This window comes from Brucella sp. NBRC 14130, assembly GCF_040371715.1.
GTDB classification, from domain to species: Bacteria; Pseudomonadota; Alphaproteobacteria; order Rhizobiales; family Rhizobiaceae; genus Brucella; species Brucella intermedia.
Genome location: NZ_BAABTE010000006.1, coordinates 381,503 through 403,632 on the forward strand (window position 1 = coordinate 381,503; position 22,130 = coordinate 403,632).

Genomic DNA, 22,130 nt, shown 5'->3' on the forward strand with positions numbered 1-22,130 from the left:
GCCGCCCTTCGACGGAGATATTCGATGCTCATAACAGGAAGAAACAAGCTAACGGCCCTTCTGGCTACCTTGCCTGCGCTCGTCGCCATGGCCGGGACGGCAATGGCGCAGGACGCCGCACCGACACCAACCCTCGATACGGGCGATACGGCTTGGATGCTGACTTCAACCGCGCTGGTGTTGATGATGACCATACCGGGTCTGGCGCTGTTCTATGGCGGCATGGTGCGCAAGAAGAACGTGCTCTCCACGGTGATGCAGAGCTTTGCCATCACCTGTCTCATGTCCATTCTGTGGATGATCGCAGGCTATTCGCTGGCCTTCACCGATGGCGGCTCGCTCAATTCCTATATCGGCGGTCTTTCCAAGGCGTTCTTCTCGGGCGTCACGATGCAATCGCTGACGGGAACCATTCCGGAATATGTGTTCATCACCTTCCAGATGACTTTCGCCGTGATCACACCCGCACTCATCGCCGGTTCGTTTGCCGAGCGCATGAAGTTCTCCTCCATGCTGGTCTTCCTGACCCTGTGGCTGTTCATCGTCTATATCCCCGTCGCACACTGGGTCTGGGGCGGCGGCTTCATGGCGTCGGATGGCGTGCTTGATTTTGCCGGCGGCACGGTTGTCCATATCAATGCCGGCGTCGCCGGTCTGGTTGCGGCGCTCATCATCGGCAAGCGCGATGGTTACGGCCATACCAACATGGCGCCGCACAATCTCGTCCTGTCGGTCATCGGCGCTGCCCTTCTGTGGGTAGGCTGGTTCGGTTTCAATGCAGGCTCTGCTGTCGGGGCCAACGCACTTGCCGGGGTCGCCATGCTCAACACGCAGGTTGCGACCGCAGGCGCTGCTCTGGCGTGGATGTTCGTCGAATGGGCGGTCGCGGGCAGGCCAAGCGTGCTTGGCATCATTTCAGGCGCCGTTGCGGGCCTTGTGGCTGTCACGCCTGCCGCCGGCTTCGTCAATCCGATGGGCGCGCTTATCATCGGCGTCGTCGCCGGCGCGGTCTGCTATGTGGCAGCCGTCAAGATCAAGCACGCGCTCGGCTATGACGATTCGCTCGATGCATTCGGCGTCCATGGTGTCGGCGGCTTCGTCGGTGCAGTGCTGACCGGTCTCTTTGCCGATGCAGCGATCAACCCGGCGGGCGAAGGGGCTACCATCAGCAAGCAGTTCTTCGGCGCGGCCATCACCATCGTCTACACTGCGATTGCCACCGCCATCATTCTCTATGTGGTCAAGGCCATCATGGGCCTGCGGCCCAGCAAGCAGGCCGAGATCGAAGGCCTCGACATCGCGTTGCACGGCGAATCCGTTCAATAGAACGGGATTGTCTCAAGCGGAAAAAGGCGCGGGAAACCGCGCCTTTTTCATTTCATCCACCGGATTTGTTCGCGGCCTCTGCATGGTTAATGAGGAATTAACCATCCGGCGATTAGGATCGGACCGATTCAAAGTGCCCGAAGCATTTCCGCTCACGGGCCAGCAAAGATATTCGGTTCGGGACAGGCTATATGCGGCAAGGATATTCGCCCTCATACCCGCTGCGTGACGAGCGGATTACGGAAGACAGGCTGAAACTGGCCAATCTCTTCCGCAGGCAGTTCTATATCCTGTTCGGTCTGGGGCTTCTGGCGCTCACCGGCATGGCTGTTGGCGCGCTGGCGACATGGAATGTGGCTGACCCGAGTTTCAGCCATGCGACCGATAATCCGGTAACGAATGCGCTTGGGTATCCGGGCGCCGTATTCTCCGACATTGCCATGCAGTTTTTCGGGCTGGCGAGCGTTCCTGCCCTGCTTCCGCTTGCTGTCTGGTCGCTGCTGCTGATGACGCGCGGCGGCATCGGGCGCGTGGCCAAGCGCAGCTTCGCATGGCTCGGCGCAGCATTGTTGTTCGCCGCCATCGCGAGTTGCTTCGCAGTGCCGGCAAGTTGGCCAATGCCGATCGGCCTCGGTGGCGTCTTCGGAGACATGATCCTGAAATTCCCAGGGCTGTTCCTCGGCAGTTTCCCGCAAGGCGCCATTGCATCGGGCATTGCGCTCATCCTTGCAGTACCGGCTTTCTGGCTCTGCCTTTTTGCCAGCGGCATCGTCGGGCGGGGCGCAGGAATCGTCAATCCTGCCCAGCCGTCAGCGCGTCGTGGTGCGGAAGAAGATGATTTTGCGGCAGACGAGGACGATGAAGCATCAACGGGTGGCGGTTTCCAGCTTATGGGGGCTCTCACCCATCTGGCGCTGACCACGACCGCGAACTTCAAACGCCTGACGGGACTTGGCCGTCGCCGTCCGCGCGACGAAGATTTCGAGGATATGCGCGTGGTGCGCCGCAATGCCGAAACGCGCAATGCGCCGCGCCGCGAGCCCGGTTTCGGGGCACCTGCCCCGATTGAAGACGAGCCGCCTTTCGATATGGACGACATGGACGATGGCGCGCCGCTGGCCGGTCAGGAATGGCACGATGCACCGCCGCCCCGCGCCCGCAAGGCCCGCGTCGAACAGGCCGCTCCTTCGCCGAAGCCCGGCGCGCGCGCTCAGCGCGAAGCGCAGCCGTCCTTCCTCAAGGACAATGGCGTTTTCGAAATGCCGTCGCTGCATTTCCTGGCCGAACCGAAGCTCGTGCAGCGTGATCCCGCGCTTTCCAAGGACGCGCTGGAACAGAACGCCCGCCTGTTGGAAGGCGTGCTGGAAGATTTCGGCGTGCGCGGCGAGATCATCAATGTGAAGCCCGGCCCGGTCGTCACGCTCTACGAACTTGAGCCTGCGCCCGGCATCAAGTCCTCGCGCGTCATCGGCCTTGCCGACGATATCGCACGCTCGATGAGCGCGATTGCAGCGCGCGTTGCCGTCATTCCGGGCCGCAATGCCATCGGCATCGAACTGCCGAACCCGAAGCGTGAAATGGTGTACTTGCGCGAAATGCTGGCGAGCCGCGACTTCGAACAGTCGAAGGCGAAGCTTGCGCTCGCGCTCGGCAAGACCATCAATGGCGAGCCGGTCATTGCCGACATTGCCAAGATGCCGCACGTTCTCGTGGCCGGTACGACCGGCTCGGGCAAGTCGGTGGCGATCAACACCATGATCCTGTCGCTGCTCTATCGCATGACGCCGCAGGAGTGCCGCCTGATCATGATCGATCCGAAGATGCTTGAGCTTTCCGTCTATGACGGCATCCCGCACTTGCTGACGCCGGTCGTGACCGATCCGAAGAAGGCGGTCGTCGCGCTCAAATGGACCGTGCGCGAAATGGAAGACCGATATCGCAAGATGTCCAAGGTCGGCGTGCGCAATATCGACGGTTTCAATCAGCGTGTCGGCCTTGCGCAGAAAAAGGGTGAGCCGATCGCGCGCACCGTGCAGACCGGCTTCGACCGCAATACAGGCGAGGCGATCTACGAGACGGAAGAGCTCGATCTGGCGCCGATGCCCTATATCGTTGTGATCATCGACGAAATGGCAGACCTCATGATGGTCGCGGGCAAGGATATCGAAGGTGCCGTGCAGCGTCTGGCGCAGATGGCGCGTGCGGCAGGCATCCATGTCATCATGGCCACCCAGCGACCTTCGGTCGATGTCATCACCGGCACGATCAAGGCGAACTTCCCGACCCGCATTTCCTTCCAGGTGACGTCTAAGATCGACAGCCGCACCATTCTGGGCGAGCAGGGCGCCGAACAGCTTCTCGGCCAGGGCGATATGCTGTTCATGGCTGGCGGGGGACGCATCCAGCGCGTGCACGGGCCTTTCGTCGGCGACGACGAGGTGGAACGCATCGTGCAGCATCTAAAGCTTCAGGGCGTGCCGGAATATCTCGACGCGATCACCGAGGATGAAGATGACGACGAAGGCGGCGGCGGCCCGGCTGGAACCGGCAATCTGGAGGATTCTGACGATCCTTACGATCAGGCGGTGGCCGTGGTGCTGCGTGACAAGAAGGCTTCGACTTCCTATATCCAGCGCCGTCTTGGCATCGGCTATAACCGTGCGGCTTCAATCATCGAACGCATGGAAGATGAGGGTATCGTCGGCCCGGCCAACCATGCGGGAAAGCGTGAAATTTTGGTTCCCACGGGCGACGATGATTTCTGATGGCCATACTCGCGCCCAACTGGCGGCGTAGTTAAACAGAATGATGAAAAGAGAAAGTTTGTCGATGATGTTCTCCCGTTTCTCCGCCTTCGCGAAAGCTGGTCGTGTTGCAGCCGTGCTGGGAATGGGAGCGCTTGGCCTTGGCATGACATCGCTGGTTCTGGCGCCGGTCGCCGCGATGGCGCAGGGCGCTGGCGGCGGTGCGGCCGCACAGCAGATTGCCGACCATTTCTCATCGGTGCGCACCATGACCGGCGAGTTCGTGCAGTTCGGCCCGAAGGGTGAGCAGACTGGCGGCACTTTCTATATCGAGCGCCCGGGCAAGATTCGCTTCAACTATAACAACTCCCCGATCCGCGTGATTTCGGATGGCGAATCGGTCGTCATCAACAATCGCAAGCTGGACACCTGGGACCTCTATCCGCTTTCCAAGACGCCGCTGAAACTGCTTCTGGCAGACCGCATCGACCTCGGTGGGGGACGTCTTCAGAATGTGAAGCAGGAGCCGGACATGACCACGCTCGTGCTGGGCGACAAGTCGATCTTCGGCGATTCGAAAATCACCATGATGTTCGATCCCAAATCCTATGAGCTGAAGCAGTGGACCATTACCGATGCTCAGAAGCTCGATACGACAGTCATGATCTTCAATGTGCGCAGCGGCGTGCGTTTCACCGACGATATGTTCAAGATCGATTATCAGCGCATCGCGATGAAGCGCAAAGGTCAGTAATCGTCAGTTTGTGACAGGCAATCCGTTTGCATTTGCCGGATAAATGATTAGGTTCGCGGCATCTCTTTCGTTGCTGCGAGTCCTATCTTCATGGCCTTTTCCGTTGCTACCTGGAACATCAATTCCGTTCGTCTGCGCATGCCGCTGGTCGAACAGTTTCTGCGCGATTATCAGCCCGATGTTCTGTGTCTTCAGGAAACGAAATGTCCCGACAATCAGTTTCCGTCGAAGGGGTTTCGCGCGCTCGGCTATGAACATATCGCGATAAGCGGCCAGAAGGGTTATCATGGCGTGGCGACGGTATCCAAACGTCCGTTGACGGGCGTGGAAAAGATCGGCTTTTGCGACATGGGCGATTGCCGGCACCTGAGCGCTGTGGTGGAGGCAGGCGGCAAAAAGCTCCGCATCCACAATTTCTATGTTCCGGCGGGGGGCGACGAGCCGGACCCGCAGATCAATCCGAAGTTCGCGCACAAGCTGGCTTTTCTTGAGGAAATGCGCGCCATTGTCGCCGACCGGCAGGACGGGCATTCATCGGTTCTCGTTGGCGATCTCAATATCGCCCCGCTCGAAAACGATGTCTGGTCGCACAAGCAATTGCTCAAGATCGTCAGCCATACGCCGATCGAAACCGAGACGCTGGAAGACCTGCGTGTGAAAGGCGGCTGGAGCGACCTGATGCGGCAGCTTATTCCGGCGGACCAGAAAATCTTCACCTGGTGGAGCTATCGCGCCAAGGACTGGGCCGAATCGGATCGTGGCCGCAGGCTGGATCACGTCTGGGGTTCGGTGGACCTGGAGCAGCACATTCAGGGCCTGCAAATTCTCCGCGACGCGCGCGGTTGGGATCGTCCGTCCGACCACGTTCCGGTTATCGCGACATTTAATCTGGATTAACGGGTCAGCAGCCTCTATATAGAGGCGAGTTCAGACAAGGAGCCAAGAGCAATGGATTATGCAGCACTGTTTCAAATGACCAGTGTGTTCAACCAATCCATGGCTCGCTATGTCCTCTCTTCTGACACTTCAGGATGTTTCCTTCGTCACGGCTGATGGCCGTACTCTTTTCGAATCCGTCAATTTCAGTGTAACCGCAGGCCGCATCGGTCTGGTGGGACGCAATGGCGTCGGTAAATCAACGCTATTGCGCATCATGAGCGGGATGCTGCTTCCGACAAATGGAAGTGTGACCGCAACCGGAAGCATCGGCATGCTGCGGCAGAACATCGGCGGTGGTGATACCGAGACGCTGGCGGATCTTTTCGAGGCACGGACCGGTTTCGATATTCTGGCACGCGTCGAACAGGGCGTGGCCAGCGAAAGCGATCTGGACGAGGCCGACTGGCTCTTGCCGCAGCGCTTTACGGACGCGCTGCAAGGACTTGGCCTGCCCGATATGGCTCCCGACACTCCACTTTCAGCCTTGAGCGGAGGCCAGCAAACGCGGGCGGCGCTCGCCGCCCTCATCTTTCATAAGCCCGATCTCATTCTCCTGGATGAGCCGACCAATAATCTCGATCGCGCCGGTCGCCTGGCTGTGGCCGACTTGCTGACCGCCTGGCGGGGTGTGGCCGTCGTGGTCAGCCACGATCGCGAGCTGTTGCAGTCTTTGGATAAGATCGCGGAATTGTCCCCCGACGGGCTTCGGCTTTACGGCGGCAACTGGGATTTCTATCAGGGGAAGAGGGCAGAGGAGCGTGAGACGGCGGCACGCGATCTAGCTACAGCGCGGCGCGAGGTCAGGCAGGTCGAACGCAAGGCTCAGGCCGCAGCCGAAAGACAGGCGCGCAGCGACGCGCGCGGTCACAAGTCGCGCGCTGACGCGGGCATGAGCAAGCTTTTGCTCGATGCACGGGAAGACCGTGCGCAACAGTCGAAGGGCCGGGGTGTGGCGCTGGCGGAGCGTCAGTCCAGCCGTGCCAGCGAGCAGCTGCGGGAGGCCGAGGCAAAAGTCGAGCGCGTGAAGCCGATGCATTTCGATGTGGCGGGCGCGGTTCCACCTTCCGGTCGTGTGTTGCTGGATATGCAGAATGTCTCTGGTGGTTCCCGGGCCGACCACCCGGTCATCCGTAATCTGTCGTTGAAGATCGTGGGCGCCGAGCGGGTGGTCGTTTCGGGACCGAACGGCGCGGGCAAGACCAGTCTGCTGCGGCTGATGACGGGAGAGCTTCAGCCGGTGTCAGGAACTGTCATCCGTCCCGCGCGAACGGCGATGTTCGACCAGCAGATGAGTCTCATGGATCGCGGTCAGACCCTTTATGAAAATTATCGTCGTCTCAATCCCGGATCGAACGACAATGAAGCGCGCGCCGCGCTGGCGCGGTTTTCCTTCCGCGGCGAGGGAGCCTCGCGATTTGCCGGGGGGCTCAGCGGCGGCGAGCTGTTACGCGCTGCACTTGCCTGCGTCCTGGGCGGAACCGAGCTTCCCGAGCTCCTGATTCTTGATGAGCCGACCAATCATCTCGACCTCGATTCCATAGAAGCGCTTGAAACTGCGCTCGATGCATATGAAGGGGCGCTCATCGTCGTGAGTCACGATCAGGCTTTCCTGGACGCCATCGGCGCGAAAAGGGTGATTGAGCTGTGAAAAAGGTCAATCGTCGTTGAGCCGCGGCGCGACCTTTTCGATTTCGCCGATCAATTCCAGCAGGTTGCGGCTGATGTGGGAATGAAGCGCGGCTGCCGCTTCCGGATATTCTTCCAGAATACGCCGAAAGATTGCGCGGCTGATGCGGATGACTTCGGTTTCGGCTTCGGCGACAGCACCGGTTAGACGCGAGGTCTGGGCGATGAGGGCCATTTCTCCGATCATGGCGCCGGGGCCGACGGGGCGGATGGCAACCCGCCCCTCGTTTTGTTCGTGAAACAGGGTAATGCTGCCCGATACGACGATATAGGCGCAGTCGGCGCTTTGCCCTTCACGGAAAAGCTCGCGACCGGCTCTGAGAACAAGGCGTTCGGCACCGAAGGCAAGCAACCGCAGCTGTTCGGCCGTGAAAGACTCGAACAGGCCCACCGTGCCGAGAATGCGAATATCGTCATCAAGCGCCATGGATCGTCAATACACCTGCATCGGGCGCTGTCCATCATGGGACAAGCTTGTATCCCCCGCTTTCTGTGACAAGAAGCGCCGCATTGGACGGGTCTTTTTCTATTTTCTGGCGCAGACGATAGACATGGGTTTCCAGCGTGTGCGTGGTGACGCCCGAATTGTAGCCCCACACTTCTTCCAGCAGGACATCGCGGCCGATAACCTTGTCTCCGGCGCGATAGAGGTACTTGATGATCGCCGCTTCCTTTTCGGTAAGGCGAATCTTGCTGCCCTTCTCGTCGATGAGCAGCTTCTGGCCGGGCTTGAACGTATAGGGGCCGACGATGAAGGTGGCATCCTCGCTCTGTTCGTGCTGGCGCAGCTGCGCACGCACGCGGGCCAGAAGCACCGCGAATTTGAATGGCTTGGTGACGTAATCGTTGGCACCCGATTCGAGGCCGAGAATCGTATCCGATTCCGTATCGTGACCGGTGAGCATGATGATCGGCGCCTTGAAGCCGCCCTTGCGCAGCAGCTTTACAGCTTCACGTCCGTCCATATCCGGCAGGCCGACATCCATGATCAGGAGGTCTACAATGCCGTTTCGCGCAGTCTGAATGCCCTTGGTGGCATTGTCTTCCTGCAGAATCTGGAATTCTTCGCACAGCTCCAGCTGTTCGACGAGGATGGAACGGAGATCTTCGTCATCGTCCACAATCAGTATCGTACGGCCTGTCATGCCTGTCCTCGTTACTCTTTGATTTAAATGGCTCTTGGTGTTTTATGACATTTAATGCAGACAAGTTGAAGCGGCGAAACGCGAAAGAGGTTTTTGCTCTCGCCGCCAACGGTTTTAAAACATGCATGTCACGGAGGCGGGGGCTTGGCCAGATACGAAATCAGCCGGGGAATTGGCGTCATTGATGTGCGGGCCAAACCGGGCCACAAGACTCGCGGCTTGCTTGTTGCGGGCAATCTGGTGCTGGAATGTGCTCTTGGCAAGGGGGGAATCAGCGCTTTCAAGCGTGAAGGTGATGGCGCGACGCCTCTGGCGACGATGCGGCTGCTCTATGGATATCGTCGCGGCGACAAGGGTTTGCTGCCCTCCTCACGGCTGCCGCTTGGTCGCGTTCGCCGTCTCGACGGCTGGTGCGATGCGCCGTCGGATGCCAATTACAACCGGCCTGTCAGGCTGCCTTATGCCGCTAGTCATGAGGATATGTGGCGACGAGACGATCTCTACGATGTCTGCATTGTCATGGATTGGAATATCGCGCCACGCCGCCGTGGATGCGGCAGCGCGATCTTCTTCCATCTGGCGCGCCCCGGCTATACACCCACCGAGGGCTGCATAGCATTGAGGCGCGCCGACATGGCGCGCCTCCTGCCTCACCTGACGGACCGGACCGTGATCCGCGTCCTGAGATAGCTTTTTAGTGTATGGCGGCGACTTTGACCTCGTTGCCGTTGGCATCGTAAAGCTTGCCGTTCAGGAAATAATCTCCGTCATGCAGTTCTGCGATGTTGTGATGGCGGATGATGCGTTCCGTACCTTCCGCAAAGACCGACATCTGGTTGCTGTTACCGAGCTTGATCTCATTGAACATCAGGTTAAGCGCAATAGCCATCAACGCCGCCGAACTGATGCCGGAATGGAAAATGGTTTCAAACCAGGTCGGGAAGTGGTGATAGAACTGCGGCGCGGCAATCGGGATCATGCCGAACCCGATGGAGGTTGCCACTATGATGAGATTGATATTGTTCTCGTAGTCCACCTTGGCAAGCGTGCGGATGCCGCTTGCAGCCACCGTGCCAAACAGGACGATGCCCGCTCCGCCCAGAACAGCCGGAGGAACGCAGGCAATCACCCGGCCCATTACCGGCAAGAGACCGAGTGTGATGAGAATCAACCCGCCGGTTGCCACGACATAGCGGCTTTTCACACCCGTCACCGCGACAAGGCCGACATTCTGCGCAAAAGCACTTTGGGTAAACGAGCCTACAACCGGTGACAGGATGCTGGACAGCATATCCGCACGCAGGCCGTTGGCCAGACGCCGTGAATCCACTTTCGTGCCGATGATTTCACCGACGGCCAGAATGTCCGCAGAAGTCTCGACGAGCGTGACCATGATCACGATAAACATCGAGAGCGTTGCCGCAAGGCTGAACACCGGCATGCCGAAATGAAAGATTTCAGGCAGCGCCATCATCGAGCCTTCGCCCACCCTGGAAAAATCCGTCATGCCGAGCGCCCAGGCGATAAAGGTTCCGATGACCATGGCGAGCAGGATCGAAAGCCGGGAAATCGTGGCATTGCCCATCTTGCTGAGAATGAGAACGACCACCAGCGTAAGACCTGCAAGGCCGATATTGGCCATGCTGCCGAATTCGGGACTGTTGCTGTCGCCGCCCATGGCCCACCGTGCTGCTACCGGCATCAGCGTCAGACCGATGGTGGTGATGACGATGCCGGTGACGAGCGGCGGAAAGAAACGCGTTATCCGCGAGAATATCGGCGTGATGATAAGGCCGATCACCGCTGCCGCGATGACGGCACCCAGCACGACCTGCAAGCCTGCCTCGCCGGTTTGGCTCGAAGTCACGATGGCGACCATCGTGGCGACGCCCGAAAAGGAGACCCCCTGAACCAGAGGCAACTGGCAGCCGAAGAAGGGGATGCCGATGGTTTGCAGGACGGTTGCAACGCCGCCGGCAAAAAGCGACGCAGTGATCAGCAGACCGATCTCGGCCGGGCTGAGGCCTGCCGCCTGTCCGATGATCAGCGGAACCGCCACGATGCCTCCATACATGGTCAGCACATGCTGGAAACCGTAAGCCAGATTGGCCGTGACAGATAGTTTTTCATCTTCGGGACGCGAAAGCGTATCCGCCCCGGACTGGTGCGTATTCAATGATACTCCCTCCCAGCAGGCGCGAACGCATCGCCAGCCTGCTCTCTCCGTTCTCCCTGCGCTGGATCGTCATGGCATCATGTCATTCGACGCCATACCGACGATGCAATGCGCGATGTCTCCTCCAAAGACATGTCGCAGGAGTATAACCGGAGCCGTTCGGATGACTGTGCTTCTTTTGGTTGAAATTGTTTTCGATGCGAGAGCGCTAATGCCGAGGGGGCTTTCAGCTGTCGGCTTTGCTGCGGGCGTCCCGCATTGCGTCGCGAAGCACCGCAAAGACGTATGGTTCCAGCGACTGCGCGACGTTGAAGCGCAGGAAGGCGCCTGCCGTGCGCGACGGACTGAAGACGTCGCCGGGTGCCAGAAGCACACCTTTTTCCAGAGCATGCCGGGCAACCTGCCCGGAGTCCAGCCCATGCGGCAATTTTGCCCAAAGGAACATGCCGCCCTGTGGTTCGGTCCAGAGCGTGAGGCCCTCGGCTTTCAGGCGGCTGGCCGTCAGCGTCATGGCGTCGGCCAGCTTGGCGCGCAGGCTGTCGACATGGCGGCGATAGGTGCCGTCGGTCAGGAGTGCATGCACGATCTGCGGTGACAGTGCATTGCCGCCGAAGCTTGTCGCGAGCTTCAGGTCGGTGAGACCGTCGATCCAGTCGCGACGCCCGGCGATATAGCCGACGCGGGCGGCAGCCGACAGTGTCTTGGAGAAGCTGCCGATATGCAGGACGCGATCGAACCCGTCGAGCTCGGCGAGCAGCGGCGCAGGCGAAGGATGAAAGTCGCCGAAGATATTGTCTTCAACCAGCGTGATGCCGTGCGCTTCGGCGAGCTTCAGCAGCCGGTGCGCCGTGGCCGGTGTCATTGAGCCGCCGGTTGGATTATGCAGCCCTGCATTGGATATATAGAGTTTTGGCGCATGTTCGTTCGCAGCGCTCGCAAAGGCTTCGAGGTCGGGACCGGTAGGGGTATAGGGGACGCCGACGATCTTGACGCGGTGCGTCAGAAGCGCGGCCTGGAAGTTGAAATAACAGGGATCATCGACCAGAACCGTATCTCCCGGCTGCAGAAGGTAGCGGCAGATGAGATCGAGCGCCTGCGTGCCGGAATCGGCCAGCAATATTTCTCCACTCGAAACGTCGATCCCCTGTTCGCCAAGCCGATGTGCCAGATGCTGGCGCATGGGCCGGAAGCCCAGCGGTTCGCCGTAGGTCGCGAGATTGCTAGTTTCATCCCGGGCGACCATGCGCATCGCGCGCCGGATCGCATCCTGCGGAAGCCACGCATCGGGCAGCCAGCCACATCCCGGCTTCAGGGTAGCTTCGTTTGCCTCCAGCGATTGGCGCATGACCCAGAACGGATCGATCTGGCGTTCCTTGTGCGGTGTATGGGCGGCGAGGGAAAACGGCTGGCGCGCGCGCTCCGAAACATAGAATCCGGCACCGCGCCGCGACTGGAGGATCCCTTCCGCCACCAGCCGGTCATAAGCTTCGACGACGGTGGATTTCGACACGTTCATGGTTTCGGCGAGGCGACGGATGGAAGGCAGCCGGGCGCCGGGTGCGAGGCTCATCGCGGTAATGCGTCCGCGAATAATGCCCATCACCCTTTCGACGAGCGGGATTTTGTCGACGGCGGCGTCTTCCTTGCCGCGCTCGATTTCGCCGCTCGCATAAGCGGCTTCTACAGCTTCGAGGCTGCGCAGCAGGCCCGTCGAAATCATCTGTACTATTCCTTGTACCAGTACAGTTTGTCAGAATTGTCCGGAAACTGTCCCTGATTAATCCGGCAGTTTCACGGCATTGTCTCGCGAATCCTTATACGATTTTAGAGAAAGCCGAAAAGACACAATGCGTAAAAATGTTGGGAGTAAAACTGCGGGATGGATCAACGGATTTCTGGGTGTATTGATTTTCTCCGGGTCGCTGCCGGCAACGCGATTGGCCGTTATCGATATTGATCCTACCTTCCTGACAATGGCGCGAGCATCCATTGCCGGTGCGCTGGGACTGGCGCTTCTGCTGGCCTTTCGGGAACCTTTTCCCCGCCGCAACGACGTGATTTCGCTGGTCGTGGTGGCGCTCGGCGTGGTTGTCGGCTTTCCGCTTCTCACGGGGTTGGCACTCCAGCACATGACCTCCGCCCATGCGATTGTCTTTATCGGATTGCTGCCGCTCGCTACCGCAATCTTCGCTGTCCTGCGCGGAGGGGAGCGTCCGCGTCCGATGTTCTGGCTGTTTTCCGTGGTCGGGAGCCTCATCGTCGCGTCCTATGCCTATGGGCAGGGGAGCCAGTCTACCCTTCTGGGTGACGTGCTGATGCTCGGTGCCGTTATCGTCTGCGGGCTGGGCTATGCGGAAGGCGCGCAGCTTTCGCGCAGGCTCGGCGGCTGGCAGGTGATCTGCTGGGCGCTGGTGTTCTCGCTGCCGGTCATGCTGCCGCTGAGCGTCATGACGCGTCCGGAGACATGGGTCGGCATCGGCACGCCAGCCTGGATAAGCCTCGGCTATGTCTCGCTGTTCTCGATGCTGATCGGCTTTTTCTTCTGGTATCGCGGTCTCGCGCAGGGCGGAGCCGCCAGTGTCGGCCAGTTGCAGCTTCTCCAGCCCTTCTTTGGGCTTATGCTGGCCGCCGGTATTGCTGGTGAACCCGTCAGCATGGGGATGGTGGCGACGGCTGCTGTGGTGGTGGTCTGCGTGGCGGGTGCGAAGCGTTTTGCTTAACAAAAGCTCCAGACGGTCGTGCGCTTGACCTCCGCATCTTCAAGGGCGCGGGTGACAGGCACGGTATAGACGGCAAGCTGTTGCAGCTTTTCCTTGGGCAGATAGGCGCGGCCCGGATCACCCACGATGATGCGGGCACCGCGTTGGCTAAGCTTCGAAAACCAGGGAATAAGCCGCTCGGCGAGCGGCTTTTCATAAAAGACATCGCCTGCCAGAACCACATCCCAGCCGCCATCCTGCCCGATGAGGTCATTCAGAGTGGGGGAAACCGTCACGCCATTGGCCGATGCATTGATCTCAATGGCGGGAAGCGCGAAGGGATCGATATCGGATGCCAGCACGCTTGCAGCGCCCGCCTGCATGGCAGCGATGGCGACAAGGCCGGAACCCGACGCGAAATCGAGGATGGTCTTGCCTTTGACTGTTTCGGGATGATCGAGGATATAGCGCGCCACACCCTGACCGCCCGCCCATGCGAAAGCCCAGAAGGGCGGCGGCAGGCCGATTGTGGCAAGCTCTTCCTCCGTCTTGTGCCAGAGGTCATGGGCTTCGTCGGCGAGATGCAGGCGAATTTCCGGCACATGCGGCGGCGGTTGCAGACTGGTATTGGCCAGAATGAAATCGCGCGCGGTTCTATGTGCCGGATCGAGCATCAGAACATGCTTTTCCAAAGCGGGTTCCGGTTGGAAGATGAGACGCTCATGCCAGAGCATCCTCTCGGTCCAGTCCGCCCATGCGGCAGACTTCAATCCATTCGTCTTCCGTCACCGGTTGCACCGAAAGGCGCATTGAGGTGACTAGCGCCATTTTCTCAAGCTTTGGATTGGCCTTCACATCTTTCAGCGTTACCGGCTTCGGCATGTCGCGGACAGCCCTGATATCCACGCATTCCCAGCGCGGATCGTCCGTTGTGCTGTCGTGATGCGCCAGCGCACAGACCTCAACGATGCCGACGACTTCCAGCCCTTCATTGGAATGATAGAAGAAGCCCTTGTCGCCCAGTTTCATGGCGCGCATGTTGTTGCGCGCCAGATAATTGCGCACACCATCCCATTGCTCGCCTTTTTCGCCACGGGCTTTCTGCATTTCCCATGACCATTTGAAGGGTTCGGATTTGAACAGCCAGTAAGCCATCAGTCATAAGCCTCAAGCGTTGGCCGGATTGTTGATCGCCCAGTTCCACGGGCGCACGGTCACGTTCTCGAACAGGCCTGCCAATGCATAGGGATCATTGGCGGCGATCTTTTCCGCTGCGTCCCTGTCGGCAGCTTCCACAACGACCAGACTGCCGTTCGGCTTGCCGTCTTCCCCAAGGAAGGGGCCTGCGAACTTCAGCCCGTCACCAAGAGCCTTGAGATAATCGAGATGCGCCGGGCGCGTATCGAGGCGCACTTGCAGATGGTCCGGTTTGTCGTTGCACAGAAGAGCAAAAAGCATTGTCAATCATCCTTTCCGTTCGAGCATGGTCTTGTCCGAAAACCGTTTCACACTTTTCGGGATGCGCCCTAGAGCATGTCTCCCCGAAAGTGGGAACCGGTTTCGGGTCAAAGACATGCGTTAAAACAAATAGATAGAGTATTTCCAGTGATTCAATCAAAACAGGAAATGCTCTAGTTGTTTAGTCCTCGGTCTTGAGTGGTCGGTTGAGCAGAGCCGTCACGGCTTCGTCAATGGTGATGGTCCCGTCCAGCAGTGCGCCCGTCGCATCGATGATGGGGGCGGAGATGGCGTGTTTGCGGCATAATTCGGCGGCAATCGGCGCGGTGGCCACGCCTTCGGCGAGCGGGCGATTGGTGAGGTCTTCTCCGCGGCCAAGTGCCAGTCCGTAGGAATAGTTGCGCGACTGCGACGAGGAACAGGTCAGCATCAGATCGCCAAGGCCGGAAAGGCCCATGATCGTTTCAGGCTTAGCCCCCATGGCCTGCCCGATGCGGCGCAGTTCCGCGAAACCCCGCGTGACGAGTGCGGCCTGCGCGCTTGCGCCAAACCCGCGCCCGACGGCGGCACCGGCGGCAATGGCAAGGACATTTTTCAAGGCACCGCCAATTTCGACGCCTTTAAGGTCGGTCGTCGAATAGCAACGGAAAGCCGGGCCGGATAGAAGCGCTGCAAGCTGATCGGCGGTTGCCGCATCCTCGCAGGCAACCGTCACGGCGGTTGGAAGCCCTCGGGCAACATCCGTCGCAAAGCTTGGACCGGAGAGTGCGGCAATCCGGTGGTTCGGCAGAACCTCGGCCACCACTTCCGACATCAGCCGCCCGGTGGCGCGTTCTATCCCCTTGGCGCAAAGCACGACGGGCGCGGTTTGCGGAATGAGGCTGCTCAACTGTGAAAGCCCGGTGCGCATGGCCTGGGCTGGAATGACCGCCAGAACGGCATCCGCACTATCTACGACCGCGGTAACATCCGTGCTTGCTTGAATAGCGACAGGAAGCGCGATTTCGCCCAGATAGCGCGGATTGCGCTGGGTCCGGTTGATAACCCCGACCGTCTCTTCGTCGCGGGCATAAAGCCATGTGTCGTGGCCGCTGCTGCTTGCCATGGCCGCAAGGGCCGTGCCCCAGGCGCCGCCGCCCAGAATGGCGATCTTGCTGGTTTTTCCGCTCATGCCCAGATCGCTCATGCCTTAGCTCCGCGTCGTCCGGTGCCGATCAGCGGAGCTGATTTCTCATCAAGCGGCCAGCGTGAGCGCGGCGCGAGATCAAGCCTATCGGGCGCTTCGGTTGCTGCCCGCTCGGCACCAGCCCAGGCGATCATCGCGGCATTGTCGGTGCACAGATCGAGCGGCGGCGCGACGAAGCTGAAACCATGCCGGGCACAAAGGCTTTCCAGCGCGGCTCGCAACGTCTTGTTGGCTGCAACCCCGCCAGCGACCACGAGCGCCGGTGTTTCACAATCGGGAAATTCATTTCTGAAACGTTCCAGCGATCGGCCCACCCGGTCGGACAGCGTGTCGGCAACCGCAGCCTGAAAAGAGGCGCAAATATCGGCCACGTCCTGATCCGACAACGGCACCAGCTCGGTCGCCGTCTGACGCACGGCAGTCTTGAGGCCGGAGAAGGAAAAATCGAGCCGTGCTTCGCCTTTCAACGGTCGTGGCAGTGCGAATCGCTTCGGATCGCCCTGAAGCGCCATGCGTTCAACTGCCGGGCCGCCGGGATAGGGTAGGCCCAGAAGCTTTGCCGTCTTGTCGAAAGCTTCGCCGAGTGCGTCATCAATCGTGGTGCCAAGGCGTTCATAATCGCCAATGCCGCGTACCAGAACCATCTGCGTGTGACCGCCGGAAACGAGCAGCAGCAGATAGGGGAAAGGCAGACCATCGGTGAGACGCGCCGTCAGGGCGTGGCCTTCCAGATGGTTGACGGCATAAAACGGCTTCTGCGCCGCCATGGCCAGCGCCTTGGCAGTCATCAGTCCGACGATCAGCCCGCCGATCAGTCCCGGTCCCGCCGTGGCTGCCACTACATCGACATCGGCAAGCTTCATGCCGGCATCGTCCAGCGCCCGGGAAACCAGCCGATCCAGCGCTTCGACATGGGCACGTGCAGCAATCTCCGGCACCACGCCGCCATAGGGCTCGTGCTCGGCGATCTGGCTCAAAACCACGTTGGACAGAATCCGTCCTTCGCCCCGGTCGTCGCGTTCAACGATCGCGGCGGCTGTTTCGTCGCAACTTGTTTCTATTCCAAGAATGCGCATTTGCGGTTAGACCCTGCCTGTCTCATAATTCATTGAAAAATCCGGTACCATGGACGACGCAATATGCAAACAGCATCCTTGAAGAATGGCACGTTGAAGATAGGCACGCGGGGCAGCAAGCTTGCTCTCGCCCAGGCTTACGAGACGCGTCGCCGCCTGATGGAGGCACATGGTCTTCCGGAAGAAGCCATAGAAATCGTTCCCATGTCGACGGCGGGCGACCGCATTCAGGATCGCGCGCTTTCCGAAATCGGCGGCAAGGGGCTTTTCACCGAAGAAATCGAGCAGGCGCTGACGGACGGGCGAATCGATCTCGCCGTCCATTCGACCAAGGATATGCCGACGGTCCTGCCGGATGGTCTTCATCTTTCCGTTTTCCTCGAGCGCGAAGATCCGCGCGATGCTTTTATCGGCCGCACGGCCTCTCGGCTTCTTGACCTGCCGCAAGGTGCGACGGTTGGATCGTCATCATTGCGTCGTCAGGCCCTGATCCGTCGCCTTCGGCCCGACATACAAGTGGTGATCTTTCGCGGCAATGTCGATACCCGTTTGCGCAAGCTGGAAACCGGCGAAGTCGACGGGACGTTTCTTGCCTGCGCTGGGTTACGGCGTCTGGGCCTTGGTGGCGTCATTACCGATCTGGTCGATCCGGAAAGCTTTCCGCCCGCACCGGGACAGGGTGCCATCGGAATCGAGACCCGTATCGGGGATACACGCATCGATGCGCTGCTGGCGCCTCTCGCACATCGCGAAACAGGCATAGCCCTTGCCTGTGAACGGGCGTTTCTGGCTGCCCTTGACGGGTCCTGCCGCACGCCGATAGCGGGTCTTGCAACCGTGGACGGCGATAGGGTTTCATTCCACGGCATGATCCTGAAGCCGGACGGGTCTGAGGCGCATGAGATAAGGGCTGAGGGTCCGGTATCGAATGCCGCCGCACTGGGTAGGGAAGCCGCGGAGCGGATACGCGCCAAGGCGGGTCCGCAATTCTTTGAAGGCTGGGAGTAGACTTGACGGGGCGGGCGCACGCCATTTCGCTGGGCCGTGTTCTGGTGACGCGGCCACAGCCAGCTGGCTCTGAGACCGCCGCAAGACTGGTGTCTGGGGGCTATGAACCGGTTCTGCTTCCGCTGAGCCGGACCATTGCGCTTTCCTTCGCTTTCCCCGAAGGCTCATTTGCGGCTTTGACAGTGACGAGCGCCAATGCCTTTCGCCATCTGGATATGGAACGGCTGAATCCGTTTCTTGGCTTGCCGCTCTTTGCTGTGGGACAGGGAACGGCACAGGCCGCACGGAAGGCCGGTTTCGGCCACGTTATCGACGGCGGCGGCGATGCGGTTCGGCTTGCGGCGACCATGCAGCGCGAACTTCCCGAACAAGCCCGTATCCTTTATCTCGCCGGAAGGGTGCGCCAGCCGGTTTTTGAAGACGAAATGAAGGCTGCGAAACTTGATATGCATGCCGTCGATGTCTACGACACCGAGGCGATCGCTTATACGAGCGCGGCACTTCGAAATGCGCTGGGCGACACGCCTTTTGCCGCAGTCATGCTCTATTCCGGTGTTGCAGCGACGAGCCTCGGGCCTGCGATGCGCGAAATCGAACCGCCTTTTGACGAGAAAACACGATTTCTATGCATTTCCGCCCGTGTAGCCGGCCGATTGCCGCCAGTCTGGCGGGCAAAGGCGCTTGTTGCGGACCATCCCGATGAAGAGGGACTTTTCCGGCTGTTTGCCAAACTTTGACTCATTTTGGCGCAACCTTCCTTCATCTGGCGATTTTATCTGCTAGAGTTTGAGTCAACCAATCGGCACTTTCGAGAGGATCCATGGCGAAACCCGGCACTCCGCGACATTCCAAATCGGCCCGTAATCCCGTGACGATCAATCTCGATCCCTCGGATGTGAAGCGGGTTGACGAACCAGCGAAGGCAACGCCAGACGCGGAGCCGGTGGGAAATTTTTCGAAATCCGAGAGCCCGAAGCCGGAAGCTGCAAAGCCCGTCCCACCCAAGGCGGAATCGTCAACCGCCGAAAAGACCGTGAAGACGGAAAAGCCTGAGAGTGTGGCATATGCGAAACCGCCCTTTACGTCGGGTGTGAAACCAGAACCCCAGCAGCCTGCACAAAAGAACGGCGCGGGGACCTCACACCTCCTTGCCGGTATTGCAGGCGGCGTGATCGGGCTTGGCGGTCTGCTGGCCCTGCAATGGGGCAATGTTATCCCCTCTCCGGGGGCGAAAGTGACGGCGGAACAGCTGGCGCATATGGAACAGCAGATCGCCGATCTGCGGAGCAATCCGGCACCGGCGCCACTTGACGATGCAAGCCGCGCGCAGCTTGCAGCTCTGGAAAAGAACGTGCAGGCAGCCGAAATCAAGGCGGAAGCGGTTGCAGGTTCCTTCGCCGATCTCCAGCAGCAGATAGCGGCCTTGCCGAAGGAAACTGGCCAGCAAGCCGCAGCCGATACGTCTGCTTTGACCGAGCGGCTCGATGCGCTGGAAACCAAGCTTTCAGCAGCGCAAAACAGGGCCGATGAGGCGACAGCCGGAGTTACGGGAAATACCGGCACGATTTCATCGCTCGAATCGAAACTGACCTCCTTGCAGGAAAAGGTCACTCAGGCTTCCCGGCAACCCGATGCGACGGTGCTGATAGCAGCCAACGCGTTGAAAATGGCGATCGATCGCGGCGGTTCGTTCAAGGCGGAACTCGACACTTATGCGTCGATTGCACTGGATGAAGCCTCCATCGAACAGTTGCGTGCCCACGCCGACAAGGGCGTCCCGACTGTTGCAGACCTGAATGCGTGGTTCGGTGCCGTCGCAAACCGGATTGTAGCAACAGAGAACAAGCTGCCTCCAGACGCCGGGATTTGGGACCAGCTTGTCGCCAGCGCCAGAGGATTGGTCAGCGTGCGCCCTGTTGCTGGCAATGTCAGCGGCACCGGCGTCGGCCCGATCACTGCCCGCATGGAGGCTGCCCTTCAGGCTGGGGATCTGGAGCGCGCGCTCACCGAGTGGGAACAGTTGCCTGCCGATGCCAAGGCGACTTCGCAGGAATTTGCCGATCAGATGCGGGCGCGGCGTGATGCCGATGCGCTTGTGCAGCGACTTGTTGCCGACAGCTTGAAACCCAAGGCGTCCGCAGATGAAACCGGCGGGGCTCCGGCCTCTTCCGGCCAATAGGAGACGAGCCGATGCTGCGGGTCCTGTTCTATCTCGTAATCGTTGCTGCCCTTGGCTTCGGCTTTGCCTGGCTTGCGGACCGTCCGGGCGAACTCGATGTCACTTTCGCGGGCAACCACTACAATGTGCCGCTGATTACCGCCGTTGCGGGGATCGTTGCCATCGTCGCGGTAATCCTCACCCTGTGGTGGCTGGTCAAGAGCATCCTACAGTCCCCTTACACGCTGCGCCGTCATTTTCGGGCGCGCAAGCGCGACCGGGGCTATCAAGCGCTTTCGACTGGACTGATCGCCGCCGGTGCAGGCGATGCGGAAGCCGCGCGCCGCATGACGAAGCAGGCAGGCCAGTTGTTGAGTTCCGATCAGGAGCCGCTGATAAAGCTTCTGGAAGCACAGACCGCCATGCTCGAAGGGCGCACGGAAGATGCCCGCAAGGGTTTCGAGGCGATGGTGGACGATCCCGAGACCCGGCTGCTCGGCTTGCGTGGACTTTATATCGAAGCCCAGCGCGTGGGCGCTCGCGATGCCGCCCGCCATTATGCCGCCGAAGCCGCCGCCCAGGCCCCGCAACTCGAATGGGCTTCGTCGGCCGTGATGGGCCAGCTTTGTGCCGAGGGCGACTGGGATGCCGCCCTGAAGCTTGTCGATGCACGCAAGCAGGCGCTCAGCCACGGCAAGGACGTGGTGAAGAAGGAGCGCGCCGCGCTTTTGACTGCCAAGGCAATGGCGGTCGTCGATGTCGACCATGCGCAGGCACGGACGCTTGCGCTGGAGGCGAACAAGCTCGCGCCCGATCTAGTGCCCGCCGCCGTGGTTGCTGCGCGTTCGCTATTTTCCGATGGTGATATCCGGAAAGGCTCGAAAATTCTGGAAGCGGCATGGAAACGCTTTCCGCATCCTGACATTGCCTCGACCTATGTCTATGCCCGATCCGGGGATACGGCTCAGGATCGCCTGAAGCGTGCCAAGCATCTCGTATCGTTGCGCTCCAACAATGCCGAGGGCAGTCTTGCTCTGGCGCGTGCGGCTTACGAGGCGGGCGATTATCGGTCTGCCCGGGACAATGCCGAGCAGGTTCTGCGTGCGTCGCCGCGCGAAAGCGCCTATCTGCTGCTTGCTGACATCGAAGAAGCTGAAACCGGTGATCAGGGCAAGGTTCGTGAATGGCTGGCGCGCGCCGTCAAGGCACCGCGCGATCCCGCCTGGACTGCCGATGGTTATGTTTCCGAACAATGGTCGCCGGTATCGCCTGTTACCGGACGGCTGAACAGTTTCGAGTGGAAGGTTCCTGTGGTCGAACTGGCCCCAGTCATCGAGGCGGAGAAACCCGAAATCAAGGGACCGGTGGAAAACAAACCGGTCAATCAGATCGTTCTGGCAGAGCCTGGGGAAAAGGCCGACGTGACGGCAGCCGCAGTGCGTGCCGGAAACAAGCCGATCGTTCGCGATGTCGAGGAGGTTGTGGTCATCGTGCCAGCAGCCGAGCCGGTCAAGGCGCCCTCCGTGCCTCCGGCGCCCAAGCTCGACGAGATGACGCCGCCTGTGCCTGTTGATGTTACCGGTGCAAGTGATTCAGAGGATGGGCAGCATCACGCGCATATCGTGGTGGATGATCCGGGCGTCGATGAAGGCCAAACTGCTCAAAAGGCGCAGAGCGGATTGCGGCTATTCTGATTCTGCCCCGCTGATCGTTGCCGAAAAACAACGCAGCGCAACTCTTGGACGCTAAACGGTTGTATAGGCCGTTTTAGCGCC

At 60.1% G+C, this 22,130-nt stretch carries 20 protein-coding genes; 11 read left to right on the forward strand and 9 right to left on the reverse strand.

Annotated elements, in window-relative coordinates:
- Nucleotides 1–24 precede the first annotated feature (24 nt).
- The 5 genes from ABWW28_RS15425 (at nucleotide 25) to ABWW28_RS15445 (ending at nucleotide 7,411) form a co-directional block, all read left to right on the forward strand.
- Nucleotides 25–1,326, forward strand: coding sequence for an ammonium transporter (locus ABWW28_RS15425; RefSeq protein ID WP_021587472.1), 1,302 nt, complete (start codon nucleotides 25–27; stop codon nucleotides 1,324–1,326).
- Nucleotides 1,327–1,517: 191 nt separating this feature from the next.
- Nucleotides 1,518–4,091 (forward strand): DNA translocase FtsK, encoded by a 2,574-nt coding sequence (locus tag ABWW28_RS15430; RefSeq protein ID WP_021587471.1) that lies wholly within the window; start codon nucleotides 1,518–1,520, stop codon nucleotides 4,089–4,091.
- A gap of 64 nt (nucleotides 4,092–4,155) precedes the next feature.
- Nucleotides 4,156–4,824, forward strand: coding sequence for an outer membrane lipoprotein carrier protein LolA (locus ABWW28_RS15435; protein ID WP_021587470.1), 669 nt, complete (start codon nucleotides 4,156–4,158; stop codon nucleotides 4,822–4,824).
- Nucleotides 4,825–4,914: 90 nt separating this feature from the next.
- Nucleotides 4,915–5,721 (forward strand): exodeoxyribonuclease III, encoded by an 807-nt coding sequence (gene xth, locus ABWW28_RS15440; RefSeq protein WP_176588054.1) that lies wholly within the window; start codon nucleotides 4,915–4,917, stop codon nucleotides 5,719–5,721.
- A 109-nt stretch (nucleotides 5,722–5,830) separates the two neighbouring features.
- Nucleotides 5,831–7,411 (forward strand): ABC-F family ATP-binding cassette domain-containing protein, encoded by a 1,581-nt coding sequence (locus ABWW28_RS15445; RefSeq protein WP_021587468.1) that lies wholly within the window; start codon nucleotides 5,831–5,833, stop codon nucleotides 7,409–7,411.
- 6 nt (nucleotides 7,412–7,417) lie between these two features.
- Here the strand turns inward: ABWW28_RS15445 and ABWW28_RS15450 are convergent, their stop codons facing one another.
- A complete protein-coding gene (locus tag ABWW28_RS15450; RefSeq protein WP_006467960.1) occupies nucleotides 7,418–7,876 on the reverse strand; it encodes a cyclic nucleotide-binding domain-containing protein in 459 nt (152 codons plus the stop codon).
- A 34-nt stretch (nucleotides 7,877–7,910) separates the two neighbouring features.
- On the reverse strand, nucleotides 7,911–8,594 hold the full coding sequence (gene optR, locus ABWW28_RS15455; RefSeq protein WP_006467959.1) for a response regulator OptR: 684 nt from the start codon (nucleotides 8,592–8,594) through the stop codon (nucleotides 7,911–7,913).
- 144 nt (nucleotides 8,595–8,738) lie between these two features.
- On the opposite strand from optR, the gene ABWW28_RS15460 reads away from it, so the two are divergent.
- On the forward strand, nucleotides 8,739–9,284 hold the full coding sequence (locus ABWW28_RS15460) for a L,D-transpeptidase family protein (protein WP_021587466.1): 546 nt from the start codon (nucleotides 8,739–8,741) through the stop codon (nucleotides 9,282–9,284).
- A gap of 4 nt (nucleotides 9,285–9,288) precedes the next feature.
- Here the strand turns inward: ABWW28_RS15460 and ABWW28_RS15465 are convergent, their stop codons facing one another.
- The gene (locus ABWW28_RS15465) at nucleotides 9,289–10,770 is read right to left on the reverse strand and encodes a nucleobase:cation symporter-2 family protein (protein WP_021587465.1); all 1,482 of its coding nucleotides are present in this window, start codon (nucleotides 10,768–10,770) and stop codon (nucleotides 9,289–9,291) included.
- Between the two features lie 226 nt (nucleotides 10,771–10,996).
- The gene (locus ABWW28_RS15470) at nucleotides 10,997–12,490 is read right to left on the reverse strand and encodes an aminotransferase-like domain-containing protein (RefSeq protein WP_021587464.1); all 1,494 of its coding nucleotides are present in this window, start codon (nucleotides 12,488–12,490) and stop codon (nucleotides 10,997–10,999) included.
- 127 nt (nucleotides 12,491–12,617) lie between these two features.
- Between ABWW28_RS15470 and ABWW28_RS15475 the strand changes: the two genes are divergently transcribed.
- Complete coding sequence (locus ABWW28_RS15475; RefSeq protein WP_021587463.1) at nucleotides 12,618–13,490, forward strand: DMT family transporter; 873 nt, start codon at nucleotides 12,618–12,620, stop codon at nucleotides 13,488–13,490.
- Here the strand turns inward: ABWW28_RS15475 and ABWW28_RS15480 are convergent.
- The 5 genes from ABWW28_RS15480 to tsaD form a co-directional block, all read right to left on the reverse strand.
- Nucleotides 13,487–14,143: a class I SAM-dependent methyltransferase gene (locus ABWW28_RS15480; protein WP_031347099.1), complete on the reverse strand. Its 657-nt coding sequence runs from the start codon at nucleotides 14,141–14,143 to the stop codon at nucleotides 13,487–13,489. The two genes, ABWW28_RS15475 and ABWW28_RS15480, sit on opposite strands and share 4 nt — an antisense overlap.
- A 46-nt stretch (nucleotides 14,144–14,189) precedes the next feature.
- Nucleotides 14,190–14,624, reverse strand: a complete 435-nt coding sequence (locus ABWW28_RS15485) for an EVE domain-containing protein (RefSeq protein WP_021587461.1) — start codon at nucleotides 14,622–14,624, stop codon at nucleotides 14,190–14,192.
- Between the two features lie 12 nt (nucleotides 14,625–14,636).
- A complete protein-coding gene (locus ABWW28_RS15490) occupies nucleotides 14,637–14,927 on the reverse strand; it encodes a YciI-like protein (RefSeq protein WP_021587460.1) in 291 nt (96 codons plus the stop codon).
- 181 nt (nucleotides 14,928–15,108) lie between these two features.
- Entirely contained in the window at nucleotides 15,109–16,098 is a 990-nt protein-coding gene (locus ABWW28_RS15495) for an NAD(P)H-dependent glycerol-3-phosphate dehydrogenase (RefSeq protein ID WP_031347097.1), read from the reverse strand.
- Nucleotides 16,099–16,109: 11 nt separating this feature from the next.
- The gene (tsaD, locus tag ABWW28_RS15500; protein ID WP_021587458.1) at nucleotides 16,110–17,189 is read right to left on the reverse strand and encodes a tRNA (adenosine(37)-N6)-threonylcarbamoyltransferase complex transferase subunit TsaD; all 1,080 of its coding nucleotides are present in this window, start codon (nucleotides 17,187–17,189) and stop codon (nucleotides 16,110–16,112) included.
- Between the two features lie 63 nt (nucleotides 17,190–17,252).
- On the opposite strand from tsaD, the gene hemC reads away from it, so the two are divergent.
- The 4 genes from hemC to ABWW28_RS15520 all read left to right on the forward strand — a co-directional run bounded on the left by hemC (nucleotide 17,253) and on the right by ABWW28_RS15520 (nucleotide 22,049).
- Nucleotides 17,253–18,197 (forward strand): hydroxymethylbilane synthase, encoded by a 945-nt coding sequence (gene hemC / locus ABWW28_RS15505; protein ID WP_112671760.1) that lies wholly within the window; start codon nucleotides 17,253–17,255, stop codon nucleotides 18,195–18,197.
- A gap of 29 nt (nucleotides 18,198–18,226) precedes the next feature.
- Nucleotides 18,227–18,934, forward strand: a complete 708-nt coding sequence (locus ABWW28_RS15510) for a uroporphyrinogen-III synthase (protein ID WP_031347095.1) — start codon at nucleotides 18,227–18,229, stop codon at nucleotides 18,932–18,934.
- Nucleotides 18,935–19,017: 83 nt separating this feature from the next.
- Nucleotides 19,018–20,376 carry a COG4223 family protein gene (locus ABWW28_RS15515; protein ID WP_021587455.1) on the forward strand — a complete coding sequence of 453 codons (1,359 nt, stop codon included), beginning with the start codon at nucleotides 19,018–19,020 and terminating at the stop codon, nucleotides 20,374–20,376.
- Nucleotides 20,377–20,387: 11 nt separating this feature from the next.
- Nucleotides 20,388–22,049, forward strand: coding sequence for a heme biosynthesis protein HemY (locus tag ABWW28_RS15520; protein WP_112671758.1), 1,662 nt, complete (start codon nucleotides 20,388–20,390; stop codon nucleotides 22,047–22,049).
- Nucleotides 22,050–22,130 lie beyond the last annotated feature (81 nt).

Coding starts and splice junctions, on each gene's coding strand:
- ABWW28_RS15470 (WP_021587464.1), bottom strand. CDS start 12,490: ATGATTTCGACGGGCCTGCTGCGCAGCCTCGAAGCTGTAGAAGCCGCT.
- ABWW28_RS15445 (WP_021587468.1), top strand. CDS start 5,831: ATGTCCTCTCTTCTGACACTTCAGGATGTTTCCTTCGTCACGGCTGAT.
- ABWW28_RS15490 (WP_021587460.1), bottom strand. CDS start 14,927: ATGCTTTTTGCTCTTCTGTGCAACGACAAACCGGACCATCTGCAAGTG.
- ABWW28_RS15485 (WP_021587461.1), bottom strand. CDS start 14,624: ATGGCTTACTGGCTGTTCAAATCCGAACCCTTCAAATGGTCATGGGAA.
- ABWW28_RS15475 (WP_021587463.1), top strand. CDS start 12,618: ATGCGTAAAAATGTTGGGAGTAAAACTGCGGGATGGATCAACGGATTT.
- tsaD (WP_021587458.1), bottom strand. CDS start 17,189: ATGCGCATTCTTGGAATAGAAACAAGTTGCGACGAAACAGCCGCCGCG.
- optR (WP_006467959.1), bottom strand. CDS start 8,594: ATGACAGGCCGTACGATACTGATTGTGGACGATGACGAAGATCTCCGT.
- ABWW28_RS15495 (WP_031347097.1), bottom strand. CDS start 16,098: ATGAGCGGAAAAACCAGCAAGATCGCCATTCTGGGCGGCGGCGCCTGG.
- ABWW28_RS15425 (WP_021587472.1), top strand. CDS start 25: ATGCTCATAACAGGAAGAAACAAGCTAACGGCCCTTCTGGCTACCTTG.
- ABWW28_RS15520 (WP_112671758.1), top strand. CDS start 20,388: ATGCTGCGGGTCCTGTTCTATCTCGTAATCGTTGCTGCCCTTGGCTTC.
- ABWW28_RS15430 (WP_021587471.1), top strand. CDS start 1,518: ATGCGGCAAGGATATTCGCCCTCATACCCGCTGCGTGACGAGCGGATT.
- ABWW28_RS15435 (WP_021587470.1), top strand. CDS start 4,156: ATGATGTTCTCCCGTTTCTCCGCCTTCGCGAAAGCTGGTCGTGTTGCA.
- ABWW28_RS15515 (WP_021587455.1), top strand. CDS start 19,018: ATGGCGAAACCCGGCACTCCGCGACATTCCAAATCGGCCCGTAATCCC.
- ABWW28_RS15450 (WP_006467960.1), bottom strand. CDS start 7,876: ATGGCGCTTGATGACGATATTCGCATTCTCGGCACGGTGGGCCTGTTC.
- hemC (WP_112671760.1), top strand. CDS start 17,253: ATGCAAACAGCATCCTTGAAGAATGGCACGTTGAAGATAGGCACGCGG.
- xth (WP_176588054.1), top strand. CDS start 4,915: ATGGCCTTTTCCGTTGCTACCTGGAACATCAATTCCGTTCGTCTGCGC.
- ABWW28_RS15480 (WP_031347099.1), bottom strand. CDS start 14,143: ATGCTCGATCCGGCACATAGAACCGCGCGCGATTTCATTCTGGCCAAT.